25 protein-coding genes and 1 tRNA gene are annotated in these 24,095 nt (G+C 73.3%); 13 read left to right on the plus strand and 13 right to left on the minus strand.

Going from position 1 to position 24,095, the window contains the following annotated elements:
* The first annotated feature begins 76 nt into the window (after positions 1-76).
* The gene (locus OG896_RS28000) at positions 77-808 is read left to right on the plus strand and encodes a TerD family protein (protein WP_329369753.1); all 732 of its coding nucleotides are present in this window, start codon (positions 77-79) and stop codon (positions 806-808) included.
* Between the two features lie 335 nt (positions 809-1,143).
* Here OG896_RS28000 and OG896_RS28005 read toward each other — a convergent pair whose 3' ends face one another.
* The gene (locus tag OG896_RS28005) at positions 1,144-2,061 is read right to left on the minus strand and encodes a TerD family protein (RefSeq protein ID WP_329369755.1); all 918 of its coding nucleotides are present in this window, start codon (positions 2,059-2,061) and stop codon (positions 1,144-1,146) included.
* Between the two features lie 241 nt (positions 2,062-2,302).
* Between OG896_RS28005 and OG896_RS28010 the strand changes: the two genes are divergently transcribed.
* From OG896_RS28010 to OG896_RS28020, 3 genes are read left to right on the plus strand one after another with little or no spacing between them, the layout of a single operon-like run.
* The gene (locus OG896_RS28010) at positions 2,303-3,475 is read left to right on the plus strand and encodes an HpcH/HpaI aldolase/citrate lyase family protein (RefSeq protein WP_329369756.1); all 1,173 of its coding nucleotides are present in this window, start codon (positions 2,303-2,305) and stop codon (positions 3,473-3,475) included.
* A 38-nt stretch (positions 3,476-3,513) separates the two neighbouring features.
* Positions 3,514-6,165: a phosphoribosyltransferase gene (locus OG896_RS28015; RefSeq protein ID WP_329369758.1), complete on the plus strand. Its 2,652-nt coding sequence runs from the start codon at positions 3,514-3,516 to the stop codon at positions 6,163-6,165.
* 11 nt (positions 6,166-6,176) lie between these two features.
* Positions 6,177-7,019, plus strand: a complete 843-nt coding sequence (locus OG896_RS28020; RefSeq protein ID WP_329369760.1) for an HAD family hydrolase — start codon at positions 6,177-6,179, stop codon at positions 7,017-7,019.
* 24 nt (positions 7,020-7,043) lie between these two features.
* Here the strand turns inward: OG896_RS28020 and OG896_RS28025 are convergent, their stop codons facing one another.
* The 3 genes from OG896_RS28025 to OG896_RS28035 form a co-directional block, all read right to left on the minus strand.
* The gene (locus OG896_RS28025; protein ID WP_329369762.1) at positions 7,044-8,393 is read right to left on the minus strand and encodes an MFS transporter; all 1,350 of its coding nucleotides are present in this window, start codon (positions 8,391-8,393) and stop codon (positions 7,044-7,046) included.
* Positions 8,394-8,565: 172 nt separating this feature from the next.
* Positions 8,566-9,261: a GntR family transcriptional regulator gene (locus OG896_RS28030; protein ID WP_329369764.1), complete on the minus strand. Its 696-nt coding sequence runs from the start codon at positions 9,259-9,261 to the stop codon at positions 8,566-8,568.
* Between the two features lie 100 nt (positions 9,262-9,361).
* Entirely contained in the window at positions 9,362-9,994 is a 633-nt protein-coding gene (locus OG896_RS28035; protein WP_329369766.1) for a nucleoside/nucleotide kinase family protein, read from the minus strand.
* A gap of 66 nt (positions 9,995-10,060) precedes the next feature.
* Between OG896_RS28035 and OG896_RS28040 the strand changes: the two genes are divergently transcribed.
* A complete protein-coding gene (locus OG896_RS28040) occupies positions 10,061-10,720 on the plus strand; it encodes an O-methyltransferase (protein WP_329369768.1) in 660 nt (219 codons plus the stop codon).
* 65 nt (positions 10,721-10,785) lie between these two features.
* Here OG896_RS28040 and OG896_RS28045 read toward each other — a convergent pair whose 3' ends face one another.
* On the minus strand, positions 10,786-11,397 hold the full coding sequence (locus OG896_RS28045) for a phosphonate degradation HD-domain oxygenase (RefSeq protein ID WP_329369770.1): 612 nt from the start codon (positions 11,395-11,397) through the stop codon (positions 10,786-10,788).
* Positions 11,398-11,494: 97 nt separating this feature from the next.
* Here OG896_RS28045 and OG896_RS28050 point away from each other — a divergent pair, with 97 nt between their 5' ends.
* Entirely contained in the window at positions 11,495-11,716 is a 222-nt protein-coding gene (locus OG896_RS28050) for an FmdB family zinc ribbon protein (RefSeq protein WP_328463643.1), read from the plus strand.
* A 190-nt stretch (positions 11,717-11,906) separates the two neighbouring features.
* On the opposite strand, the gene OG896_RS28055 is transcribed toward OG896_RS28050, so the two are convergent.
* On the minus strand, positions 11,907-13,148 hold the full coding sequence (locus tag OG896_RS28055) for a hypothetical protein (RefSeq protein WP_329369772.1): 1,242 nt from the start codon (positions 13,146-13,148) through the stop codon (positions 11,907-11,909).
* 219 nt (positions 13,149-13,367) lie between these two features.
* On the opposite strand from OG896_RS28055, the gene OG896_RS28060 reads away from it, so the two are divergent.
* Positions 13,368-13,439: transfer RNA gene (locus tag OG896_RS28060), tRNA-Val, on the plus strand.
* Positions 13,440-13,783: 344 nt separating this feature from the next.
* On the opposite strand, the gene OG896_RS28065 is transcribed toward OG896_RS28060, so the two are convergent.
* Together OG896_RS28065 and OG896_RS28070 are read right to left on the minus strand one after the other, a co-directional pair.
* On the minus strand, positions 13,784-14,176 hold the full coding sequence (locus OG896_RS28065; protein ID WP_329369774.1) for a hypothetical protein: 393 nt from the start codon (positions 14,174-14,176) through the stop codon (positions 13,784-13,786).
* 100 nt (positions 14,177-14,276) lie between these two features.
* Positions 14,277-14,573 (minus strand): hypothetical protein, encoded by a 297-nt coding sequence (locus OG896_RS28070; protein WP_329369776.1) that lies wholly within the window; start codon positions 14,571-14,573, stop codon positions 14,277-14,279.
* A 188-nt stretch (positions 14,574-14,761) separates the two neighbouring features.
* On the opposite strand from OG896_RS28070, the gene OG896_RS28075 reads away from it, so the two are divergent.
* Both OG896_RS28075 and cyaB read left to right on the plus strand, forming a co-directional pair.
* Positions 14,762-15,577: a helix-turn-helix domain-containing protein gene (locus OG896_RS28075; RefSeq protein ID WP_329369778.1), complete on the plus strand. Its 816-nt coding sequence runs from the start codon at positions 14,762-14,764 to the stop codon at positions 15,575-15,577.
* A gap of 9 nt (positions 15,578-15,586) precedes the next feature.
* On the plus strand, positions 15,587-16,147 hold the full coding sequence (cyaB, locus tag OG896_RS28080; protein ID WP_329369780.1) for a class IV adenylate cyclase: 561 nt from the start codon (positions 15,587-15,589) through the stop codon (positions 16,145-16,147).
* Positions 16,148-16,291: 144 nt separating this feature from the next.
* Here the strand turns inward: cyaB and OG896_RS28085 are convergent, their stop codons facing one another.
* The 3 genes from OG896_RS28085 to OG896_RS28095 all read right to left on the minus strand — a co-directional run bounded on the left by OG896_RS28085 (position 16,292) and on the right by OG896_RS28095 (position 17,513).
* Complete coding sequence (locus OG896_RS28085) at positions 16,292-16,837, minus strand: hypothetical protein (RefSeq protein ID WP_329369783.1); 546 nt, start codon at positions 16,835-16,837, stop codon at positions 16,292-16,294.
* Between the two features lie 192 nt (positions 16,838-17,029).
* Positions 17,030-17,272, minus strand: coding sequence for a hypothetical protein (locus OG896_RS28090; protein ID WP_329369785.1), 243 nt, complete (start codon positions 17,270-17,272; stop codon positions 17,030-17,032).
* A complete protein-coding gene (locus OG896_RS28095) occupies positions 17,256-17,513 on the minus strand; it encodes a DUF6400 family protein (RefSeq protein ID WP_329369787.1) in 258 nt (85 codons plus the stop codon). Before OG896_RS28095 ends, OG896_RS28090 begins: the two co-directional genes overlap by 17 nt.
* Positions 17,514-17,795: 282 nt before the next feature.
* Between OG896_RS28095 and OG896_RS28100 the strand changes: the two genes are divergently transcribed.
* The 3 genes from OG896_RS28100 to OG896_RS28110 all read left to right on the plus strand — a co-directional run bounded on the left by OG896_RS28100 (position 17,796) and on the right by OG896_RS28110 (position 20,677).
* On the plus strand, positions 17,796-18,341 hold the full coding sequence (locus OG896_RS28100) for a flavoprotein (protein WP_329369789.1): 546 nt from the start codon (positions 17,796-17,798) through the stop codon (positions 18,339-18,341).
* 1,403 nt (positions 18,342-19,744) lie between these two features.
* Complete coding sequence (locus tag OG896_RS28105) at positions 19,745-19,897, plus strand: hypothetical protein (protein WP_329369791.1); 153 nt, start codon at positions 19,745-19,747, stop codon at positions 19,895-19,897.
* Between the two features lie 21 nt (positions 19,898-19,918).
* Positions 19,919-20,677 (plus strand): bestrophin-like domain, encoded by a 759-nt coding sequence (locus tag OG896_RS28110; protein WP_329369793.1) that lies wholly within the window; start codon positions 19,919-19,921, stop codon positions 20,675-20,677.
* 164 nt (positions 20,678-20,841) lie between these two features.
* On the opposite strand, the gene OG896_RS28115 is transcribed toward OG896_RS28110, so the two are convergent.
* Positions 20,842-22,260: a family 2B encapsulin nanocompartment shell protein gene (locus OG896_RS28115; protein WP_329369795.1), complete on the minus strand. Its 1,419-nt coding sequence runs from the start codon at positions 22,258-22,260 to the stop codon at positions 20,842-20,844.
* Between the two features lie 279 nt (positions 22,261-22,539).
* Here OG896_RS28115 and OG896_RS28120 point away from each other — a divergent pair, with 279 nt between their 5' ends.
* On the plus strand, positions 22,540-22,725 hold the full coding sequence (locus tag OG896_RS28120) for a hypothetical protein (RefSeq protein WP_328463621.1): 186 nt from the start codon (positions 22,540-22,542) through the stop codon (positions 22,723-22,725).
* Between the two features lie 113 nt (positions 22,726-22,838).
* On the opposite strand, the gene OG896_RS28125 is transcribed toward OG896_RS28120, so the two are convergent.
* A complete protein-coding gene (locus OG896_RS28125) occupies positions 22,839-23,747 on the minus strand; it encodes a DedA family protein (RefSeq protein WP_329369798.1) in 909 nt (302 codons plus the stop codon).
* Positions 23,748-24,095 lie beyond the last annotated feature (348 nt).

The following is a 24,095-nucleotide window of genomic DNA, read 5'->3' on the forward strand; positions in this document are numbered from 1 at the left end:
GCCGTCCGGCGGGGGCAGCGGCGCGTCCGTGCGGCGGGTGGCTGCGGTGCTGAGCGACAGGGGAGGACGGACGACAATGGCCTGGTGGCGGTTCCTGCGGCCCAACGGCCCGGACCAGTTCGACGTGACGAACACGCACAGCGTGGAACTCACCAAGCGGCGGCCCGAGCTGTCGCTGACGAAACACGGTGCCGCGGTCGGCAACATGCGGGTGAACCTGTCCTGGCAGATGCGGCCGACCGACTCCGGGGACTGGGTGACGGATCGGGGCAGTTTCCTGCGCCGCCAGATCGACGTGTTCAAGCCACGTGTGGTCCAGGCGGCCGGCCCGGCGATGGTCAACGTCGACCTGGACCTGGCGTGCATGTACGAACTCGCGGACGGCACCAAGGGGGTGGTCCAGCCGCTCGGCGACTTCCACGGTGACCTGGACGCGCCGCCGTACATCCAGATGACCGGCGACGACCGGTTCGGCGGCACCTCGGGCGAGACGCTGTACATCAACTTCGACAAGCGCGAGGAGTTCAAGCGCCTGCTGGTGTTCGTGTACATCTACGACGGCACGCCGGCGTTCGACCGCACGCACGCGAAGGTGGAGATCTTTCCCGGGTCCGGGCCGCGGATCGAGATCCCGCTCACCGAGCGGGAGCCGCAGGCGCGGTCCTGCGCGGTGGTGCTGATCGAGAACCGCAAGGACGAGATGGTCGTCCACCGCGAGGTGAAGTACGTCTACGGCTTCCAAGCGGAGATCGACCGGCTCTACGGGTGGGGGCTGCAGTGGGGGCGGGGGTACAAGTCCAAGGTGTGACCCTGGCGGTGGGGTCGAGCGGACCCTCCGGGGTGGGTGGTGCTGTCGGTTCCGGGACCACCTGCCGGTGGGGGGCTTGTCGCGCCTTTCCCCGCGCCCCTGGGCAACTTGACGGCCTTTGCTTGAAAGGAAGCTCCCCTGTCGGGGGTGGTTGTTGTTGTTTGGGGATCACCTGTTGGTGGGGGCTTGTCGCGCAGTTCCCCGCGCCCCTGGGTAGGTGACGGCTCTTCCTTGAGGAGAAGCTGTCCTGGCCGGGGTGGTGTTTCGGCTGTGGGGTCACTACCCAGGGCTTCGCCTGGGGTTGCCGCCAAGCTCCCGTTGGTTCTCCCGAGCGGTCAGGCGGATTGGAACTGGGGGCCCTGCGGGGGGAGGGTGAAGTGGCCGTCGGGGGGGAGGGCGTTGGTGGCGACGGGCTGGGGGTAGCCGTAGGCCGGGTAGGCCTGTTGGGGCTGTTGGTGGACTACGGGTTGCTGAGGGGGCGGGGGAGGGATGGTGGCGGCGACGGGCTGGGGGTAGCCGTAGGCGGGCTGGGCGGGGACGTGGGAGGGGTACGGGGCCGGGAGGGGGTAGCCGTAGGCGCCGGGGGGTTCGGGGGCGGACACGGTGGGTCCTGCGGCCGCGGTGTAGCCGCCGGTGGGTGCGGGGCCGGGCATGGCGGCGGTGGGGCCCGCGGCGGCGGTGGCGCCCTGGGCGGGCTCCTCGGAGGCGCCGTCGTCGACCGCGATGCCGTATTCCGTGGCGAGGCCGACCAGGCCGGTGGCGTATCCCTGGCCGAGCGCGCGGAACTTCCAGCCGGCGTCCTTGCGGTACAACTCGCCGCAGATCAGCGCGCTTTCCTGGCCGGTGTCGGGCACCACGTCGAAGGTGACCAGCGGGGCGGCGTGCTGCGGGCCGGCCGCGTCGAAGAGGGCGAGCACCAGGTCGGGCACCAGCCGGAACGGCCCGCCGTCGCAGGACGCGGCGACCACCACCCGGTCCACGCCCGGGTCGAGCGCGGCCAGATCGACCTCCACGGTGTCGGTGAAGCCGTCGGAGACGCGCTGCTTCGGCAGGTGCCGGGCCAGGCCCGAGGGGTGCCGGGGGGCGTTGTAGAAGACGAAGTCGGCGTCCGAGCGCACCCGGCCGTCGGCGCCGAGCAGCAGCACGGAGGCGTCCACGTCGGGAGCGGTCGGCGCCGGGCTCCAGCGGAGCACCGCCCGGATGCCCGAGGCGTCCAGCGGGATGTTCGAGCCCTTCACCATCACGTGCGTCATGACTGCCATCCTGCCCGTCCTGCGGGGCGGCCCACAACGCCGCGGACGGCGGGCCGGGTGCGGGGGTCCGCTCCGGCCGCGCGGGCGGGGCGGGTGACGCGCGGGGACGGACACCTGGCCGACCGGAGCCGGTTACCTGTTTGTCACGCGCTGCGGGAACCTTTGCGACACGGGCACACGTACGATAATCGGCCACGCGATTGACGCCTTCTCTCGCGGCTGCGACTCTGAAAGGGGGCGTATGCGACACTTCGGACATCTTGCGTCAGACCTCAGGGGTGAGCTCTTCCACCGGGAACCTCAGGAGTTCACCTCCGGCTCACCCGCGCGCGTCCTCGCGACCGCCCTCGGCGCCACGCTCTACAGCCCGGCCACCCGGCCGCACCTCGCCGACGACGTGCTCAAGCAGGCCGCCCGCGGCGTGGTCTCCATGGTGCTGTGCCTGGAGGACTCCATCGACGACCGCGACGTCGAGGCGGGCGAGGCGAACCTGGTCCGGCAGTTCGCGGATCTGGCCGCCCGGCCCGGCGCCGAGCAGGCGCTCCCGCTGCTGTTCATCCGGGTCCGCACCCCGGCCCAGATCACCGACCTGGTGCACCGGCTCGGCGGCACCGTACGGCTGCTGTCCGGATTCGTGCTGCCCAAGTTCACCGAGGAGAGCGGCGTCCCCTTCCTCGAAGCGGTCGGCAACGCGGAAAGCGCCTCGGGGCATCGGCTGTTCGCGATGCCGGTGCTGGAGTCCCCGGAGCTGCTGCACCTGGAGAGCCGGGTGGAGACGCTCTACGGGATATCCCGCACCGTCGACAAGTACCGCGACCGGGTGCTCGCCCTGCGCCTTGGCGTCACCGACTTCTGCTCCTCCTACGGCCTGCGCCGGGCGCCCGCGATGACCGCGTACGACGTGCAGATCGTCGCCTCCGTCATCGCCGACGTGGTCAACGTGCTCGGCCGCGCGGACGGCAGCGGCTTCGTCGTCACCGGCCCGGTGTGGGAGTACTTCCGGCACCACGAGCGGATGTTCAAGCCCCAGCTGCGCCGCAGCCCGTTCACCCCCGAGGCCGAGGACCTGCGCGAGGCCCTCATCGAGCAGGACATGGACGGCCTGCTGCGCGAGATCGAGCTGGACCGGGCCAACGGCCTGCAGGGCAAGACCTGCATCCACCCCAGCCATGTGCCGGTCGTCAACGCGCTGAGCGTCGTCACCCACGAGGAGTTCTGCGACGCCGCCGACATCCTGCACCAGGACCGCAGCGGCGGCGGGGTGCTCCGCTCCGCCTACACCAACAAGATGAACGAGGTGAAGCCGCACCGCGCCTGGGCCGAACGCACCCTGCGCCGCGCCGAGGTCTTCGGTGTCGCCCGCGAGGACGTCGGCTTCGTGGAACTGCTCGCCGCGAGCCTGCCCTCCTCCTGACCGGTGCCCACCCATCCGCACGTAAGGACACCCGCCTGATGCCAACGAACGCGCCCTGGACCGGGCAGTGGGTCGCCGACCGCCTCGGCGTCACCCTGCACGGCGACGGCCTCGCCGACCTGGTCGGCCTGGCGCTGCGGCGCAACCCCAAGCGGGCCCATCTGCTCGTCTCCCAGGTGCTCGGCAAGCACGTCCCGCAGGACCCCGGCACGGTCTACGGGTACGCCTTCGCGCTCGGCCTGCGGGTACGGGACCTGCTGGGCGCGGCCGACGCGCGGAACGCGGTCGTGCTCGGATACGCCGAGACCGCCACCGGGCTCGGCCACGCGGTCGCCGACGGCATCGGCTTCGCGCCTTACCTGCACTCCACCCGCCGCGCGGTGCCCGGCGTCACCCCGCACGGCGGTTTCGAGGAGGAGCACAGTCACGCCACTTCCCACCTGCTGCTGCCGGAGGAGCCCGGGCTGCTGACCCGGCCCGGCCCGCTCGTGCTGGTCGACGACGAGTTCTCCACCGGCCGCACCATCCGCAACACCATCGCGGCCCTGCACGCCCTCCACCCGCGCGAGCACTACGTCGTCGTGGCGCTCACCGACATGCGCGCGCCCGCCGACCGCGACGCGCTGGACGCCTTCGCCGCCGAACTGCCCGCGCGCATCGACGTGATCGCCCTGGCCACGGGGACGGTCGGCCTCCCGGACGGGGTGCTCGGCAGGGGCCAGGCGCTGGTGGCCGCGCACCACGCGGCGGACGAGGCGTCCGTCGCCGTCCCCCCGGCGGCCGGCGGCCCCGCCTCCGCCGGGCGCGTACGCCGGGTGGAGCTGGAGTGGCCAGAGGAGGTGCCCGACGGGGGCCGGCACGGCTTCCTGCCCGGGCACGCCATGCGGCTGGCGGAGGCGCTGCCCGCGATGGGCGGCCGGCTCGCCGACGCCCTGCCGCCGTCCGCCGGCCGTGTCCTCGTCCTCGGCAACGAGGAGCTGATGTACGCGCCCCTGCGGCTGGCCAAGGCGCTCCAGGGCACCCTGGAGGCCCGGGCGCGCGCCTCGGCGCCCGGGAGCGCCCCGGCCGCCGTCCGGTACTCCACCACCACCCGCTCCCCGGTACTGGCCGTCGACGACCCCGGGTACGCCATACGGCACCGGATCGCGTTCCCCGCACACGACGACCCGACCGACGAGGGCAGCACGGACCGGTTCGCGTACAACGTGCGCGGGTTCGACGCGGTGGTGTGCGTGGTGGACTCGACCGGGGACACCGCCGCCCTGCACGCGCCCGGCGGGCTGCTGGACCGGCTGGCCGCCGCCACCGACTCGGTACTGCTCGCGGTGGTGCCGTCCTACCGACCGAACGGAAGCACGCACGCGATGAGCCCGACGAACAGCCCGAGCGGTGCGACCGCGCGGGCCCCGCAGACCCCCGAGGCCCCGGCCGGGTCGTACGGTCCGGCCGGGTCGTCCGGCCTGGCCGAGCCGCTGCGGGGGCCGGAGTTCTCCTCCTACGCGCCCGACGAGGTGGGCTGGCTGCTCAAGGACCTCTCCGACGTCGAGTTGGAGGCGCCCACCGAGGAGCGCGAGGAGGCCATCCAGAGCGGCGGCGCGCACTACGCCGAGTCGCTGCCGGTGGAGTACCAACCCACCCCGGAGTACCAGGAGTTGTTCCGCTCGGCGCTGGACGGCTCGGCGCGGCGGATCGCCCGTGCGGTCGGCACCGTCACCGAACTGGTGCTGGCCGAGCGCGGACCGGACGCCGTCCTGGTCTCGCTCGCCCGCGCCGGCACCCCCGTCGGCGTGCTGATGCGCCGCTGGGCCGAGCACGCGCACGGGCTGCGGCTGCCGCACTACGCGGTCTCCATCGTCCGCGGCCGCGGCATCGACGCCAACGCGCTGCGCTGGCTGGCCGCCCACCACGACCCGGCCGACGTGGTGTTCGTCGACGGCTGGACCGGGAAGGGCGCGATCACCCGCGAACTGGCCGCGGCCGTGGCCGAGTTCGCCGAAGCGCAGGCGTCGGAGCAGGGCTCGGGCGGGGTTTCGGGTTCCGGTGCGGCTTCCGGTTCGGGTTCGGCTTCGGGTTCGGGGAAGCCGGGATTCGACCCGGAGATCGCGGTCCTCGCCGACCCGGGCGGCTGCGTACGCACCTACGGCACCCGCGACGACTTCCTGATCCCCTCCGCGTGCCTCAACTCCACCGTCTCCGGGCTGATCTCCCGCACCGTGCTGCGCGAGGGGCTGATCGGACCGCACGACTTCCACGGCGCGAAGTTCTACCGCGACCTGCTCGGCGCCGACGTCTCCGGGTACTTCCTCGACACCGTCGCCGCCGCCTTCGACTCGGTCGCCGACTCGGTCGCCGCCGACGTCAAGTCGCTGCGCGGGCAGGACCGTTCGCCGACCTGGGCGGGCTGGGCCGCGGTGGAGCGGATCAGCGAGGAGTACGGCATCGGGGACGTCAACCTGGTCAAGCCCGGCGTCGGCGAGACCACCCGGGTGCTGCTGCGCCGGGTGCCGTGGAAGATCCTCGCCAAGCGCGGGGTGGGCGCCGACCTGGACCACGTCAGGCTGCTCGCCGCGCAACGCGGCGTACCCGTCGAGGAGGTGGACGACCTGCCGTACTCCTGCGTCGGTCTGATCCACCCGCGCTTCACGCGCGGCGCGACCGGTGTGGACGGCAAGGCGGTGGCCGCGAAGTGAGCCGCGCCCCGATGCCCACGCACCACCGGACCGTGGTCGCCAGCGACCTCGACCGCACCCTGGTCTACTCCGCCGCCGCGCTGGGCCTGACCATGCCGGACGAGCAGGCCCCGCGGCTGCTGTGCGTCGAGGTCCACGAGGCCAGGCCGCTGTCCTACCTCACCGAGGCCGCCGGGCGGCTGCTGGTCGAACTCGCCGACACCGCGCGGTTCGTGCCCGCCACCACCCGCACCCGCAAGCAGTACCGCCGGATCAAGTTGCCCGGGCGGGTGCCGCGTTACGCGATCTGCGCGAACGGCGGGCACCTGCTGGTCGACGGGCGCACCGACCACGACTGGCACGACGAGATGCGGCGCAGGCTCGCCGACGGCTGCGCGCCGCTGGCCGAGGTGCGGGCGCACCTGGCCGCCACCGCGGACCCGGAGTGGCTGCGCAAGGAGCGGATCGCCGAGGAGCTGTTCGCCTACCTCGTGGTCGACCGGGAGCGGCTGCCCGTCGGCTGGGTCAAGGAACTCGCCGGGTGGGCCGACACCCGCGGCTGGACCGTCTCGCTCCAGGGACGCAAGATCTACGCCGTGCCCAAGCCGCTCAGCAAGTCCGCGGCCCTCGCGGAGGTGGTCCGGCGCACCGGTGCGCACGAGGTGCTCGCCGCCGGAGACTCGCTCCTGGACGCCGACCTCCTGCTGGCCGCGGACGCCGGCTGGACCCCCGCGCACGGCGAGCTCGCCGACACCGGGTGGACGGCTCCCCACGTCACCGCGCTCGCGTCCGCCGGAGTGGCCGCGGGCGAGGAGATCCTCCACCGCGTCCTCGCCCGGCTCGAAGACCGTCCCGGCGTACGGCTCGACGGCTGACCGGCGCCCGCTGCCGGCCGCGCGTCACAGCCCGGGGCGCCGTGGCGGGAGCGGGCCCGGAACCGCCGGGACGCGGGAGTTCGCGAGGATGACCGCCAGGCAGCCGACCGCGAGCACCGCCAGCGCGAGGAGCAGCACGGGATAGCCGACGACGGACGACGCGGCGGCGAGCACGGTCGGCAGCAGGAAGCCGGCGTACGCCGCCGCGTAGTACACGCCGGTGAGCCCGGCGAGGTCGTCGGGGCGGGCTATGCGCTGGATCTCCACCAGTCCGGAGACGATCGCGATCCCGTAGCCCGCGCCCAGCACCAGCGCGCCGACCGGCGCCAGCCACGGCGAGCGGGTGTGGGCGTCCAGCCCGCACACGGCCATGCCCAGCGCCATCAGCACCATGGCGGCCGACATCGCCGGCACGCTCGACCGGGCGCCGAGCCGTTTCGCGAGGGGCTGGACGACGGCTCCCATGCCCAGGGTGAGCACGGTCAGCGCGGTGGCGTAGGCCAGGCCCCAGTGGCCGACCCGGGCGTCGACGAGCTGGGGTGTCACGGCGTACGCGATGCCCGCGGACCCGAACACCCAGGGCGCCATGGGGAGGACGATCCGCCGGAAGCGGCGGTGACTGGCGGCCGGGACCCTCAGATCGGCCAGGAACTCGCGGGCCCGCAGTCCTGCGACCCGTAGCCCTCGCCGTCCTCCGGTCGGCAGCCCTCCGGTCGGTTCCGGCCGGACCGCCGGCCGCTTCCGGGTCTCGGGTGCCCCGAGCATGACCGCCAACAGGGCACCGCCGACCGCCACATGGACCAGGTAGGGCAGCGCGGTGGGCCACGGACCCCACTGGGCGAGCGCGCCGGCCACGCCCGGACCGATCCCGAAGCCCGCGGTGAGCGCCAGCGAGCTGCGCCGGGCGCCCGCGCCCGGGTCCGCGCCGGGGTCGAAGGGGGCCTGCGACAGCTCCTTCACCCAGCTCGACCCCACGGCCATCGCGATCCCGACGGCCGCGCCGGTCAGCAGCCGCCCCGCGACGAGCGGGCCGAGCCCGAGCGACCCGGCCGCGAGGACGGCACTGGCCAGCAGCGAGAGCGCCGTGCCGGCGATCATCAGCGGCCGCCGCCCCCAGCGGTCGGAGAGCGGACCGCCGATCAGCAGGCCGGGGATGAGACCGACCACGTACGCGCCGAGCAGCGCGTCGACGGTCACCGTCGAGTAGCCGTCCGTACGCCGGTACATCAGCAGCAGCGGGGTGAACTGGTTGCCGCCCCACCCGCAGGCGACCAGCCCGGCGGCGGCCTGCCGCCAGCCGCGCGGGTGGGCGGCGCGGGGCGTCATCGCGCGCGTGGCCCCGGTGATCGCGGTGGAGGCGGTGGTCGCGGTCATCGGGCCGCTCCGCTCCGCGTGGTGGGACGTGCGGCGCTCGGTGCCGTTCGTGCCGACGCTGTTCGTGCGGGTGCCGTTCGTGCCGACGCTGTTCGTGCGGGCGCTTTTCGTGCGGGCGCCGTCGGGCTCCGCCGTGCTGTCGCCGGTGTGCTGTGCGCGGTCCTTCGCATGGTCAGCGGTCGCCGCCGTCCAGCGCCCGGTGGGTGTCGTCGAGGTGGCGGCGCAGCGCCGCGGCGAAGGCGGTCTCGTCGCGCGCGGCGATGTGGGTCACCAGCGCCTCGTGTTCCCGCGCGAGCACGCTCAGCCGGTCCGGCCGGGGCCGCAGCGCGTGGACGGCCATCCGCCGCTGCCGGTCGCCGAGGGAGGCGTAGAACCGCTCGGCGAGGCTGTTGCCCGAGACGGCGACGATCGCGAGGTGGAACGCCTGGTCGAGGCGGGTGAAGGTGTCGACGTCCAGGTCCCGGGCGGGTGCCTCCTGCTCGCTCAGGCGGCGGCGCAGCAGGGTGACGGCCTCGGCGAGCCGGTCGTCGTCGCCCGCCAGCAGCCGCCGGACCGCCGCGCACTCCAGCGCCTCGCGCACCTCCAGCACGTTGGCGGCCTCGTGCGGCGGGACCGGCACCACGACCGCGCCCCGCTTGGGGATCAGCCGCAGCAGCTCCTCGCTCTCCAGGCGCAGGAAGGCGGCCCGGACCGGGGTGCGGCTCAGCCCGATCCGGTCGGCGACCTCGACCTCGCTGATCAGGCTGCCGCCGGGCAGGTCGCCGGCGAGAATCCGCTCCTTGGTGTCGGCGTAGGCCCGCTCGGCGGCCGAGACGGGCCGGTCCTGGCGGTCCTGGCGGTGCGCGGAGTCGGGAGGTGAGGTATCCATACATGCACCCTAGCATGGATACATGTATGGGCCATGAGATCTCTGGGAGTCGGGCGGGCATCGCGGGAGCCGGTCGGGCGCCGCCGGAACGGGGTCGGGGTCAGGCACCCCGTTCCGCGCTGATGACGCGGGAGCAGTGGGCGCGGCCGGACTCGGCCCGTCGGGCGTTGGGCCGCTCGCTGTCGGCGATGAAGGCGATCGCCTCGTCCTGGGAGCGCCCGCCCCCTACGTGCCGGTGCAGCAGCCGGCGTTCGCGCAGCCGCCGGGGCGTGTCGACGTACCAGAGTTCGTCGAGGAGGTCGCGGACCTCCGACCAGCCGGCCCCGTCATCGGCCAGGTAGTTCCCCTCGGTGACGACGAGCCGCGCGGTGGCGGGGACGACCAGGGCGGCGGCCACCGGCTCGTCGAGCCGCCGGTCGAACCCGGGCGCGTAGACCGGCCGTTCACGGATCGCCCGCAGCCGGCGCAGCAGGTGCACGTACCCGTCGACGTCGAACGTCTCGGGCGCGCCCTTGCGCCCGCGCAGCCCCAGCCGGTCCAACTGGGCGTTGGACAGGTGGAATCCGTCCATCGGCACGTACGCCGCCGTGTCCGCGCCGAGCCGGCCGTTGACGCCGCTGACCAGTCGCTGCGCGAGCGTTGATTTCCCGGCGGCCGGCGCGCCCGCCAACCCGAGCAGGGCTCGGCGGCCTGGGATGCTGGGTACCAAGGCGATCACGTCATCGACGAGCATCCGGACAGCCTAGGGCGACGGGCCCCGGGGTGGGCCCGAGCCAGACACCGTTCACGGGAGAAGACGTTGTACGAGACGAAGAACCCCCCGCTCACCCCGGAGTTGTACGCGTACGTCCTCGCGCACAACCCGCCGCTGAGCCCGGCCCAGCGCGCGCTGGTGGACACCACGCACCGTCGGTTCGCGGACTCCGCCGGGCTCCAGACGGCGCAGGAGCAGGGCCCGCTGCTGGAGTTCCTGGTCCGGCTCACCGGGGCCCGCCAGATCGTGGAGGTCGGCACGTTCACCGGCTTCTCGACGCTGTCGATGGCGGCGGCGCTGCCGGAGGGCGGCCGGGTCATCGCCTGCGACGTCTCCGAGGAGTGGACCTCGGTGGGGCGCGCGGCCTGGGCGGAGGCGGGCGTCGCGGACCGGATCGACCTGCGGATCGCCCCCGCGATCGAGACGCTGCGGGCGCTGCCGGAAGGCCCGTGGATCGACCTGGTCTTCCTCGACGCCGACAAGGGCTCCTACGTCGACTACTGGGAGGAGCTGGTGCCGCGGATGAACCCCGGCGGCCTCCTCGTGGTCGACAACACCCTCTTCCACGGCGAGGTCACCGACCTCGGCAGGGGCGGCGGGGCCGCGGCGATCCGGGAGTTCAACGACCGGGTGCGGGCCGACGACCGGGTCGACGACGTGCTGCTGACGGTCGCGGACGGCACGACGCTGGCCCGCAAGCGGTGAGGTGGCGGGGGTAGCGGGGTGGGGCGGGCGGCGGATGGCGGATGGCGGCGGCCCGGCGCGCGGGCTTACGAGGCGGGCGTCTCGGGCATCGGGGGTGTCGCGGGCGTCTCGGGCGTCGCGGGTGTCTCGGGCCTGAGCAGGGCCGCCAGCAGCGGGCGGTAGTGGGCGAAGGGCGGCACCTGCGCGGCCGGGTCCTTCGCCCGCTCGTCCCAGCGGCGCAGCGTCACCGCGTCGCGGGCGTACGGCTCGGCTTCGTACGCCCGCGCCTGCGCGACCGTCATCGGGCCGCCCTGCAGCGCCAGGGTCCGCACCGACTCGGCGGAGAGCTTGTCGTGGTAGCCGGGTTCGGCGCGGCACAGATACCGCTTGGCGGCCACGTGCAGCCGTACCGGCTCCGTGACGTCCGGGCCGAACCACGCGGCGAGCCGGTCCGCACCCGTGTGGCTGTGCCGGTTGTCGGTGCCTTCCAGCCACTCCTCGCCGCTCACGGTGCCGTGGAAGTGGCCGATGTCGTGCAGCAGCGCCGCGGCCACCAGCGCGGGCCGGGCGCCGTCGGCCTCGGCGAGTGCCGCCGCTTGCAGCATGTGCTGGGCCTGGGTGACGTCCTCGCCGAGGTACTGGTCGGCGCCGGCGCCGAGGAAGAGCGCTTCCAGCGCGTCGAGGGGGGCGGTGTCCATGGCCGGAAGATGCCACACCCGGGCGGTCCTTCGGCATCACCCGGGTTACCTGTGGATGAACGCCGACCCCGCCCACGGCTCCGGCTACCCTGAGGGCATGCCCCGTTACGAGTACCGCTGCAAGGCGTGCGGCTTCACCTTCGAGATGCGCCGCCCCATGTCCCAGTCCGACGCCCCCGCGCCCTGCCCCCGCGGCCACGCCGACACGGTCAAGCTCCTCTCCACCGTCTCCGTCGCCTCCTCGTCCTCCCCTTCCCCCGCAGGGCCCTCCGGGGGTTCCGGCGGAGGAGGCTGCTGCGGAGGCGGCTGCTGCGGCTGACCCCGTCCCCCCCGGGGTCGCCCGGGGTGCCCGGGGGAGTGCCCGCACTTGCTCAGGGGCGCGTGGGGGGGCTCCATCAAGGCACCCGGGGGCACTCCCACCCAGGCGAAGCTCTGCGGGAGAAAGGCGCGATCGGCCCACCCCGGCAGGTGGTCCCGGGACGGCGGCCTGACCCGAGTCGGGGGGTCCGTCAACGCCCCGCCGCGCGGTCCTCCCGAATATTGGACACCACCCGGTTCACCGTGTCGCGCACCGCCGCGGTCTCCGTGAGGAACGCCCAGTAATCGGGGTGCCGCCCCTCCAGCGCGCCCACGGCGCGGTCGAGCCGCGCCACTGCCTCGTCGAGCGGTCGCGCGTGCCGGGGCTCGGGCGTACTCCGCCCCTGCATCGCCAGCCGCTGCGCGTCACGAATCGCGAACCGCGTCTTCTCCACCTCGCCGGTCGGGTCCTTGCTGACCTCGTTGAGCCGGCGCAGCCGATCCCCTGCGGCGGCCACGGCGCCGTCCACGTCGTCCATCTGCGTACGTACGGTCGCCAGCCGCGAGGTGGCGTCGGCCCAGCGCTGCTCCGTACGAGCCACCCGGGCCTCGGCGAGTGCCTGCTCGGCCAGCCGGACCGCCTGCGCGGCCTGATCCGGCACCGCCTGCAGGTCCTGCCAGCAGGCGGCGGAGAAACGGCGCCGCAACTCGCTGAGCACGGGGGCCACCCCCTCCGCCCGGGTGCCGAGTGCCTGCACCCGGGTACGCAGCGACACCAGCCGCTTGTCGATCTCCTTCGCCTGCTCGGGCAGCCGCTCGGCCTCGGCCCTGACCGCCTCCGCGGTGCGCCGCATCTCGTCGGCCCGCCGGACCGTCTCCCGTACGCCGTGCTTGCTCGCGCCCTCGTTGAGCTTTGTGAGCTCCGGGCCGAGCGAGGCGAGCCGGGCCGCCAGCGCGTCGGCCTTCAGCCCCGCCGCGCGCACCGCGTCCAGCGCCTGGCTCGCCGCGAGCAGCGACTGCTTGGCCCGCTCCCGGGCGGGCGCCAGCTGGGCGAGCTGCGTCTCGGCCTTGCCCAGCAGCGGGGCAAGGCCGGCCTGGTACCGCTCCAGCTCGGTCTTCGCGTTGGTCAGGTCGTCCTTCGCCCGGGTCAGCTCGGTCACGGCCCGCGAGGCCGCCGCGTGGTCCAGGTCGTCCCGGTCGATGTCGTGGGCGTCGACGGTCGCGATGTAGGCGCCGCTGACCCGGTCGATCTTCTCGCCGAGTGCCCGGAAACCGTCCAGCGCCCGCCTGGCCTGCGGGGTGTCGTCCACCGCGGAGATCGTCTCTATCGAGATCTCCAGGTCCCGCTGGGCCGTGTCCAGGTCGTAGAACGCCTGGGCCGCGGCATCCTTCGCCGCCTGGGCCTCCGCACGCAGGTCGTCGCCGCGCCGCCACCACGAACGTGCCGTCGTCACAGTGACACTCTCTCCCCGCGCTCGCTGCTCACTGTCGTCCGCCCCATCCTCCCACCCACCCGGCCCGAACACACGGCCCCCTTTCCCCGCGCCCGCGCTCCGGCCCCGCCGGCTCCAGGCCGAGCCCCGCCGCCGGGCCCGCCCCGCCCCGCCGCCCGGCCCACCGCGCTTGCCGAGCACGCCCCACCCCGGGGTAACCTGTGACGTCGCAAACCCCGGGGGCGTGTAGCTCAGTGGTAGAGCGCCGCCCTTACAAGGCGGATGTCGGCGGTTCGAAACCGTCCACGCCCACCCCGTGCATCACCCGGAATGTGACGAAGGGCCAGGTCAGGGCGTTGCCCCCGACGTGGCCCTTCGCTTTTCCCGGATTCTGCTGGAACCCGCTACCCCTCTTCTGGAACTTGCTTCTCCCTGGACGTCTTCCGGATGTCTCCCAAGTGATCATGGCCACTCCGCAGATCGGCGCGCCCGTCTCGGGCACGACTCGGCCCCCGTCGCCCACGGATTCGAAGGTCGGTCCTCGGGATGTGTGGCTGGTGGTGGGTGGCCCCGGCGCGGCAGGGGTCGGCGTGTGCCGGGGCCGGTGGTCGCCCGTTTGATGTCGGGCGGCCGTGCCGCGGGACCAACCGCGGCAGCTATCGGGGCGGGACGGTCATGACGGAGCGGGGCGGGGTGTGGTTGGTGCTGCTCGTGTGCCAGGTGTGGGGGCCGCGGTGTCGGGCGTAGAGGGCGCAGCCGTCCATCCGGTCCGGGCTGGTCTCGGGGCAGTCGGCGAGGACTCGGAGGTGCGGGCTGCCGTCCCGTCCCCACACGGCCCACGCGGCGTGCGTCGGGTCGATCTCGGCGACGAGTCCGTAGTGGGTGCCGGTCTTGTGGGGGAGGCAGCACTGCACGGCCTTGTCGATGGCGCTGGGGTCTGCGGTCATCCGCGTGGCGGCGGCGAGCGTGCTCAGCGGCAGCAGGAGTGTCGTCGAGCAGCACACGATCGGCGGGTGGGCGTGGTGGATTCCTGCGGGGGCGGTCGACATCGTCAGGACTCGGTGGGGTTGCGGGTGGGCGGGGTGGTGGGTTTGGGGTCGGTGGTGCAGCCGCCCTTACGGCAGCCGGGAACGCCACAGGACATGGTGATCACTCCTCGGTGGGTGGGGCGGCCGGTGCCGCCTCGATCTCGGTGCGCAGCGCGATCGTGAGGTCAAGTGAGGCGCCGGCGCGGTGGTACAGGGTGCTGACGAGCACGTGCAGGCGCCGCCTGCCCTCGCCACCGACCTGCCCTTCGAGGGCCTGGCGGATCTCGGCGAGCGTGACGTCGAGCGGACGCGCGGCCAATTCGGCGCACGCCGCTTCCAGTGACCGCACCCGCGGGATACGCAGCTCCGCATCGAGCAGACGTCCGACGGCGGACCGCCGAACCGTGGACTGCCGCATGCTGCGCCCCTTGCTGGCGTGGCTGCTGCCCCGGCCGGTCGCACGGCGCGGGGCTTTCTGCTGCAAGGTTCCGTGACCGTGCGTCGCGATTCGATACCCGAGCGGTAATCTCACCGTGGGATACATTTCGATCCCGCCGTGAACCGTGCGGAGCCGAGGTGGCCACAGCAGCGAACACCCAGGTAGCAATGCCTGATTGGGCCTGGCAGCGCGCCGACGTGCGCGAGGCGCTGCGCGGCCGAGACATGGCCGCCATCTTCCGTGCGGTCCAGCAGCACGCCGGCGCAAGTCAGGCCCGGATTGCGGCCGCCGTCGACATGACGCAGGGCCGGGTGAACGAGGTGATCAACGGCCGCCGGGAGATCTCGCGGCTCGACGTGTACGAGCGCGTCGCCGACGGCCTCGGCATGCCGGACGACGCCCGCCGGCTGCTCGGTCTCGCCCCCTCCCGCGAACAGCGCGCCAGCGGCGCCGCGTTCGACCTCGCAGCCTTCCCCGAGGTCGTCAGGGTCTACTCGGCCCAGGCCGCGGCCGCCGAGGAGATCCAGCGGCACGCCACCACCGCGGCGGAAATCGACGTCCTGGCGGTGCGTGGCCTCGGGCTCTTGGCTCTCAACGACAGCCTGCTTCGGCCCGGCCTCGCCCGCCGGGAGCCGCCACGGGTCCGGGTGCTGCTGCTCGATCCGGACGCGCCCGCGGTCGCCGGCAGGGCGGCCGAGATCGGTGAGTCTGCCGAGTCCCTGGCGGGGGGTATCCGTCTGGCCGAGGCTCGACTGCGCGAGCTGGCCACGGGTCGTCAACTCGCGGTCTACCGGTACCGCTCGCTACCCACATGGCGGATCATCCGGCTGGACACCACCATGTACGTCAGCGCGTTCACCGCGGGCTGGGAGGGGCATGAGTCTGCGGTGTACAAGGTGATGCACACGCCGTCGGGCCCGCTCTACGGCGGCTTCCGCAGGATGCTGGACGCGCTCGCCGCCGATGCCGAGCGGACCATCTAGGAGGGGCAGTTGATCGAGGCAGAGCTGAAGGCGCGGGTCCGCGATCCTGAGCACGTGCACGCAGAGCTGGAGAAGCGTGCGGTCGGCCGCGCCGAGGTCTACCACGACACCTACTACGACACCCCCGACCGCGAGCTGACCGGCGGGGACCGCGAGTTGCGGGTACGCACCGTCCACGGCCCGGACAGCACCCGCACGGTCCTCACTTACAAGGGCGCCCGGGTCGATGACGCCAGCGGCTCCAAGCCGGAGTCCGAGACCGCCGTCACGGACGCCAGTGCGGTGCACGAGATCGTGCGCGGCCTCGGGTACACGCCCGTGATCGAGTTCGAGAAGCGCTGCCGGAATTACTCGATTGAGGCGCACGGCCGCTCGATGCTCGCCACCCTCGTGCAGGTGCCGGAGGTAGACGGGCAGCACTGGATCGAGTTGGAGACGATCGTCCCGGACGACCAGGTCGACGCCGCGCTCGACGATGTACGCGCGGTCCTCGTCGAGCTGGGCATCGAGGACGGCGACTTGACCACCGAGCAGTACACCGACGCGGTTGCCGCCAGCCGGAAAGGCTGAGGCCCCCGTCGCGCTGTTGACGGGGGCCGGTCCATTGGAGTCGGGTGCCGTACGGGTGCGCGCCGCGCGGTTCGTGTCGGCGCCGTACCGTCCGCGTTCGAGCCGCGGAGCGCCCCTCGGCGACGTGCCGCAGCCGGTCCGCGCTCAGCCGGTGAGTTCGGCTCGCCATTGCCGGGGCCACGAACCCGAGGGCGGCGGGTCTCCCGCGATGCCGAGGTCGCGTCGGGCGCTCGCGTAGAAGGCATCGCGTGCCGCGCTCGCCAGGGCGTGGGCCTTGGTCCACATCGCGGGGTCCACCGGCCCCTCCCGTACGAGGAGTTCGATGGTCCAGATCGTCTCGTGCCAGCGCCGCGCCGCCGCGATGGTCGCCGCGTCACCGACCAGCAGGACGGACTCCCATTCCGTCGCGCGGCGGGACTCGGCGTCGGCGAGGAGCGGGAGGCCGTCGGCGGGCTGCAACGGGTCGGCCACGTCGGCGAATCCGAGGGCGGCGCCTATGCGCTGGGCGACGCGCAACTGCGCCTTGAGCACGTTGGCGTAACGGCCGTACGTCTCGAAGCGCTTCTCGTCCCAACGCTCCTCCCGCTGCCGCCTCCACCGTCGGCGCTCGGTCGAGGTCTGCACGGCGTACGAGCCGAGCGAACCGATCACGACGCCTATCAGAGCGGGCAGTTGATCCCAGAGCGCCACAGTCTCTCCCCGGCCGAATCCGCGCTGCCGCACCCTCGTCCCCGCGGCCCGGGAACCCTACCCACATTCGCCGCGGCGCACTTCCGCGCCGCCGCGGCAACGGTCCGGCCCGGTCCCCCTGGCGTCGGGTCGACGGCCGCCCGGCTCGCCCCGTACCGGCTCGCCCCGTGAGGGTTCTTCCGCGGGCGGGGGTCAGAACGGGGTGTCGTCGGCGGGGCGGGTGGTGCCGGGGCGGGTGTTCACGGACCAGATGTGGGTGCAGCGCGGGCACTGGAGGTGGATGACCGGGCCCTTGTTGGCGAGCAGGTAGCGCCAGTGCTCGCCGCAGTTGCGGCGGGCCGCGCAGGTCGCGCAGTGGCGGGCGTCGTCGCAGACGGGGCAGGCCACCCAGGCGCGGCGGGCGATGTCCGCGTGCGGGTCAATGGGCAGCCGCACGGCCCGGCTCCTCCCCTGTCCCCGGCAGGACGCCGGCCGCCACCAGCAGGTCGTAGGTGCGCTGCTGGTCGGCGTCCAGGTCCGAGTAGAGGAGGGCGTACGCCTCGTCCTCGCCCCGCAGGACGGCCATCGGGTCCCAGTCCGGACCGAGCGCGGCCACGACCTCGGCCCGGCGGCGGGCTTCCTCGAAGGTCAGGTCGATCGCGAAGGGTATGAGGCCGGTGGTGTTGTCCTGGTTCATGGCGAGACTTCCGGTGTACGGGGGTAACCTCACCATCTGTACCAGGCGCCCGCGAGGTGGGGAAGGGGCTCCGGGGTGGCCCGGGAGCCGTCCGGAGCGGCGCTTCCCTCGGCCCCGCGCCGGCCGCGCCCGGATCGGTCGCCGGGCGGGGGCTGTTGCCGCGCCCGAGCCCCGACCGCCGGGTATGCCCTGCTTGCGACGGTGTGACGCATTTCATGACGGCTTCCGCGCGGGCGGAGGGCGTGGTTGCGGAGTGAAGGGTGGGGCGGTTGAGTGGGGATCATGATCACTCGAACCCTGTACCTGTTCGCTTCCGCCGCGCCTCCGGTGTTCGACGTGGCGCGGGTGATCGAGTCCGCGCAGCGGGCCGGGTGGGACGTGTGCCTCGGGCTGACGCCCACCGCGGCGCGGTGGTTGGGCGACTCGCTGGACGGCCTCGCGGTGCTGACCGGGCACCCGGTGCGCTGGGAGTACAAGTTGCCCGGGCAGCCGGACGTCTGGCCGCCGGCCGACGTGATCGTGGTGGCTCCGGCGACCTTCACGACGATCAACGCGTGGGCGGCCGGGATCACCGACAAGTTCGTGGTCGGGGTGGCCGCGGAGGCGATCGGTAAGGGCACCCCGCTGATCGCGATGCCGTGCCTGAACGCGGCGTACGCCCGGCATCCCGCGTTCGAGCGGTCGGTGGGGGAGCTGCGGCTGGCCGGGGTGCGGGTGCTGCACGGCCCGGGCGGCTTCGAGCCGGGCCCGCCGGAGGGCGACGACCCGGTGGGCTACCCGTGGCACCTGCTGCTGGAGGAGCTGGGCGCGGCGGGCGACGTACGGTGAGCGGGCGAGCCCCGCGCTGAGCGGTGCCGGGAGCGGGTGGCCGGGCGGCGGGTGGCCGGGAGCGGTGGCCCTGTGGCGGGTGGCCGGGCCGGGAACGGTCGAGCGGCGCCCGGAACCGGCGGGCGGCGCCGGCGTACGCACCCGCTCTCCACCGTGCCCGGCCCCACCCCCGTAACGGCCCCCCGATGAAAGGGCGTTGGGCGACACGCCGACACGTTTAGGGGGTTGCTGACCCTTTCGGGTGAACGAAGGGGGTTCGCGCGGGTGTGCGCGGTGGTGCTGCGAAGCATGGAGGGGTGAGCACTTCATGGGGGAGGCTCGCCCGGATGTGGGCGGCGCTCGCCGTGGTGATGGCAGCGGGTTCATGGGGTCTGAGCGGCGTGGCGGCCGCGACCCCCGGACCCGGCTGCCCCGACGGCATACGCGCGGCCCGCGCCTGTACGACCTCCCGTCCACCAGCCCGCCCGGGCGCCGCGCGAGAACGGTCAGGGCCGCCCGGCCCGGCGTCCTCCCGGCACTCGGGCCCAGCGGCGTACGCGCCGCACCCAGCACACGCGAACCACGCACCGGCGGCGCCCCAGGACCGCCCGGACCGGCCGCACCACCCCGACCGCTCCGGCCCAGGGGCCACCCCGCCCTCGCGGGCGACACCGGACGGCCCGAACCCGTCGGCGGAACCTGACCCGACACCGAGCCGTACGCCGACCCGCGTGCCGAGCCCTACGCCGACATCGGCACCGACGCCGAACCGTACGCCGGCACCTACCTCCACCCCAACTCCCGTCCCCAGCACGGTCCCTGCCCGTTCCCCGGCTCCCGCGGCGACCAGCGCGCCGCCCACCCCGGTTCCGACGGTCGGCACACCCGAGGTCGTGCCCGACCGGACCGAGCAGCCGCCGTACCCGCGGCAACCGGCCCACGTACGGCCCCCGTTCTGGGAGCTCGGCGCGCACCACGCCGGCCGGCCGCGGACGCATCGGCACCCGAGCCCGTTCCCGGGCTCGCCCTGGCCGCTGAAGTGCGGTCCCTGGTACTGGCCTTGGGCGTGGACCTGGAGCTGGACCGGGGGCTGGTCCGGCACGTGGACCTTCCCGTCGGGCTGGCTGTGGCACCCGCGCCCCCCGGCGTCCTGCCACCCGAAGCCGCCCCCGCCGCCACCTCCACCACCCACGACTCCGCCACCCACGACCCCGCCACCGTCGACCCCCACCCCCACCCCCACACCCACGCCCACCCCGAAACCGACCCCGACCCCCACCCCGACCCCGGCCCCCACCCACCGCGCGGCCGTGGCACCGCCGCCCGCTTCTCCACCGCCCCCGCCACCCAGCCCCACCCCGCGTCCGACCCCCACCCCCACTCCCAAGGCCACCCCGAGCCCCGCCGCCGCGCCGCCGCAACCCGTGGCCTGGCCGACCCCCGCGCCCAAGGCCGTGCGCAAGCCGACGCGGCACACCCGCACCGTGATGGAGACGATGCTGCTCACCACCGTGCCCGCCCTGCTCGCCGTGGCCGTACTGCGGCCGGGCTCCAACACCTACCGCAGGAACCGCTAGCGAAAGAGGGGGAGTTCACCCATGTCACAGTGGTTGGTGCTGGTCATCGCGATGGCCGCGGTGTGTGCCGTGGTGATCAGTGTCGTGGTGCTCAGGCAGCGCAGGATCACCGACGACGACGACCCGTCCGAGACCCCGGACGTCATCGAGTACATGGTCATGATGATCGGCGTGGTCTACGCGATCGTGCTCGGTCTGGCCATCGCGGGCGTGTGGGAGGGCCGCGGCAGCGCCCAGGCGGACGTGCTCGCCGAGGCGCAGGCCCTGCACGAGATCAAGGCCCGGGTGCAGGTCTACCCGGCCGGTGTACGGGACCAGGTGCGCGCGGACGTGGACGCGTACGCCTCCTATGTCGCCGACAAGGAATGGCCGTACATGCGGAACCACGACGAACTGTCGCCCAGGGCCACGCAGTTGCTGGACAAGGTGCGTACCGACGTCACGCAGTACGACCCGAAGAGCGACCTCGGCCAGCAGGCGTACCAGCCGCTGCTGGACCAGGTCACGGCCGTGGACCAGGCCAGGACGAACCGGGGGCAGAGTCTCGGGGCCACGATGCCGGGGATGGTGTGGTTCGGCCTGATCACCGGGGCGCTGGTCACGGTCGGGCTGATCTTCACGTTGCAGATCCGGCGCTCCGGAAGGGAGTTGCTCCTCGCCGGACTGTTCAGCGCGCTCATCGCGTTCCTGCTCTTCCTGATCTGGGACCTGGACGCGCCGTTCGGCGACGGCCTGTCGGTGAGCGCGAGCGTCTTCCGGGAGATCGTGCTCCGGCAGTGAGCGGCGGCGCGACCGCCGAGCCGTGAGACGTGAAAGAGGGCGGTTCCCCCACCAGGCCCGGTGGGGGAACCGCCCTTCTCGGTACGGCTGTCATGCGGTTGCTAGGTCCCGCGGCTGCTGCGCGCCGTGGCCGCTACGGCCCCGCGGCAGCTCCGCCGCACGGCTCAGCGCCAGTTGGACACGTTGACGTTCTCCAGCACGCCGAGCGCGTCGGGCACCAGCACGGCGGCGGAGAAGTACGTCGTCACCAGGTAGCTGATGATCGCCTTCTCGTCGACGCCCATGAAGCGGACGTTGAGCCCGGGTTCGTACTCGTCGGGCAGGCCGGTCTGGTTGAGACCGATGACGCCCTGGTTGTCCTCGCCGGTACGGATGGCGATGATCGAGCTGGTCCTGGCCTCGGTGACCGGGATCTTGTTGCAGCTCAGGATGGGCACGCCGCGCCAGCCGGGGACGGTGGAGCCGTTCACCTCCACGGGGTCCGGGTAGATGCCCGCGCGGGTGCACTCGCGGCCGAACGCGGCGATGGTGCGCGGGTGGGCGAGCAGGTAGCGGGTGTTGCGGCGGCGGCTGATCAGCTCGTCCAGGTCGTCGGGCAGCGGCGGCCCGGCGTGCGGCTGGATGCGCTGGTCGTAGTCCGCGTTGTTGAGCAGGCCGAACTCGGGGTTGTTGATCAGCTCGTGTTCCTGGCGCTCCCGCAACGCCTCGACGGTGAGCTTGAGTTGCTGCTCGGTCTGGTTCATCGGTTCGTTGTAGAGGTCGGCCACCCGGCTGTGCACCCGCAGCACGGTCTGGGCGACGCTCAACTCGTACTCGCGCGGCTTGACTTCGTAGTCCACGTAGGTGGCCGGCAGCGCGGCCTCGCCCTTGTGGCCCGAGGCCAGCTCGATCGCGGCCTCACCGCGCTTGTTGGTGCGCTGGGTCGGGATCGCCCGGAACGCGTCGAGGTGTTCGCGCAGCGGTGGGGCGGCATCCAGCAGCGACAGCAGCGACTGCCGCGGCAGTTCCAGCACCGTGGTCGCGGTGGCGGCCTTGGAGGTGTACTGCCAGGTGTCCTCGCCCAGCAGCGCCTGCTCGCCGAAGTAGGCGCCGTCGGCGAGCGAGCCGAGCTGGGTGGGCTCGCCGTACGACCCCTCGCCGATCTTCTCGACCTTGCCGTGGGCGATCAGGAAGACGGTGTCCGCCGGGCGGCCGGCCTCGGCCAGCACGTCACCCGCCGCGTACTCCCGTTGGACGAAACGATCCGCCAGCGCGGTGAGTGCCGCCACGTCGTCGAACGACCGCAGCGCGGCGATCTCGCCCAGTTCCTGCGGGATGACCCGGACCTCGGAGCCGGTCTTCACGAAGGTCACCCGGCCGTCGCCCACCGCGTAGCTCAACCGGCGGTTGACCCGGTACGTGCCCGCGTTGACCTGCACCCACGGCAGCACCTTGAGCAGCCAGCGGGACGAGATGCCCTGCATCTGCGGGGTGGACTTCGTGGTGGTCGCCAGATTCCGCGCGGCGGCAGTGTCGAGACTGGTCCGCGCGTGAGCGTCCTGCGGATTGCCTTGTGCGGTGTCCTGACCCGCATCAACCGACATGGACTGTCCTTCCCGTAAGGAGCTGATACGGCCCAATTCTTTCCAGTACGGAGAGTGCTGACTATTGCCGGATCGAGTGAGAATACTTTCCGAAATTCTGGAAAGCGGGGCTCCGGCCGGGGTGATCCGTCCGGTTCCGTGCGGCTCCGTGGGCATCCGTCCCTGGGGTGCGAACTGATGTGCGTCGCATGGGGGTTGGGGGGAAGGCGAGGGTCTGAGGGCGCCGACCGGGCGCTCGGGGCGCCTACTCCGGCGCCGACCGCTTCAAGGAGGCTTCACATGCTTGCTGCCGTGGGCGCCGTCATCTTCGCCATCGGGTACATCGTCAACGCGACCAGCACCGGAACGGACGCCGGTTTCACGCCATTCAGCCTGCTGCTGGCCGGTGCGTTCTGCGTCGCGCTGCACCTGGCCGGGGTCGGCTCCGGGTGGAGCTACCCGTCGTCCAGACGGCGTCGTCGCTGATCGGCGGCGGCCGGTGGTGGGGACGAAGTGGACCGGGGTGGCCGTAGGGGCCGCAGGCCGGCGCGGAGGCGCTCGGCGCCGCGCGCGGGCTGTGCGGCCGGGCGCTCAGCGCGTCAGCGCGCCTCCACCACCGCGCCGCCCACCGGCGGCGTGGTCTGCGGCGGGATGCCGAGCGGGTTGCCGGCGAGCGAAGGGGAGAGCGAGGGGGAGAAGGCCGGCCGCGGCGGGATGAGCGGGGGGACCAGCGGCGGAATCAGCGGGGCGATCGGTGTCGAGAGCGGCGCCGCCGCGGAGGCCGCCGCTGTGACAGGGGCCACGAGGGGCGTCGCGAGGGGTGTCACGGCAGGTGTCGCGTCAGGTGTCACGACGGGGGCCGTCGCCGACGTACCCGCGGTGAGCGGCGCGGCGGCGAACTCGTCCGCCTCGATCGCTATCCGCCGCTCGCGGCGGAAGATCAGCGCGGCGAAGGCCCCGGCGCCCAGCAGCGCGATGAACGACATCAGGGTGCCGAACCAGCTCGCGCCCAGCCACCGGCCGCCGATCCAGCCGAGACCGACGCTGTAGGTGGCCCAGCAGACCCCGGCCAGCGCCGACCAGGGCAGGAAGTCGCGCGGGCGGCGGCGGGCCGCTCCGGCGCCGAGACTGACGACGCTGCGGCCGGCGGGCGCGAAGCGGGCCAGCACCACCAGGGCGCCGCCACCGCTGTTGAGCACCTGTCCGAGCCGTTCATGGGCGGCGGCGAGCCGTCGCGAGTTCGCGATCCGCCGGTCGAACCACGCCCCGCCGCGCCAGGCGAGCCGGTATGCGAGCAGATCGCCCGCGCAGGACGCGGTCGCCGCGCACACCAGCAGCACGAGGATGTCGAGGATGCCGTCCCTGGCGCCGGTCGAGCCGGCGGTGGCCGCGCTGATCACCAGGACGCCGCTGGGCAGGACCGGGACGAACACGTCCAGCAGCACGGAGAGCGCCACGAGAACGTAGATCCACGGCCACTCGAAGAGGGAGCCCAGGTGATGCAGCACTACGCCTCCTCGCCCTTCGCCGTCGTGCCCGTGTCGTGCCTTGGTCTGGTGCCTTGGTCCTGCGAGCCCGTCTGCGAAGTGCCCCGGAGACCTGCTTCCGGTGTCGCGTCAACGAGCGGCGGATCTTCATCCGCCGTCAGCCGTACAGCGTACGCCAGTAGTGGACCGCGGTTCCGTCGAGGGCACGTGACGTAATAGACAATCACGGCGTTATTACGGCGGGAATACTCTCGCGGAAACGGTTCGGCGCAGATTCTGCGGAGTCGGCGACGAAACCGCACGCCAAGTGTGAGGTGGTCCAGTCCCGTGACAGCGGCCGGCGCCGTTCTTCTGCCCGAGTCCGGCGGT

Source organism: Streptomyces sp. NBC_00669 (genome assembly GCF_036226785.1).
Lineage (GTDB): Bacteria > Actinomycetota > Actinomycetes > Streptomycetales > Streptomycetaceae > Actinacidiphila.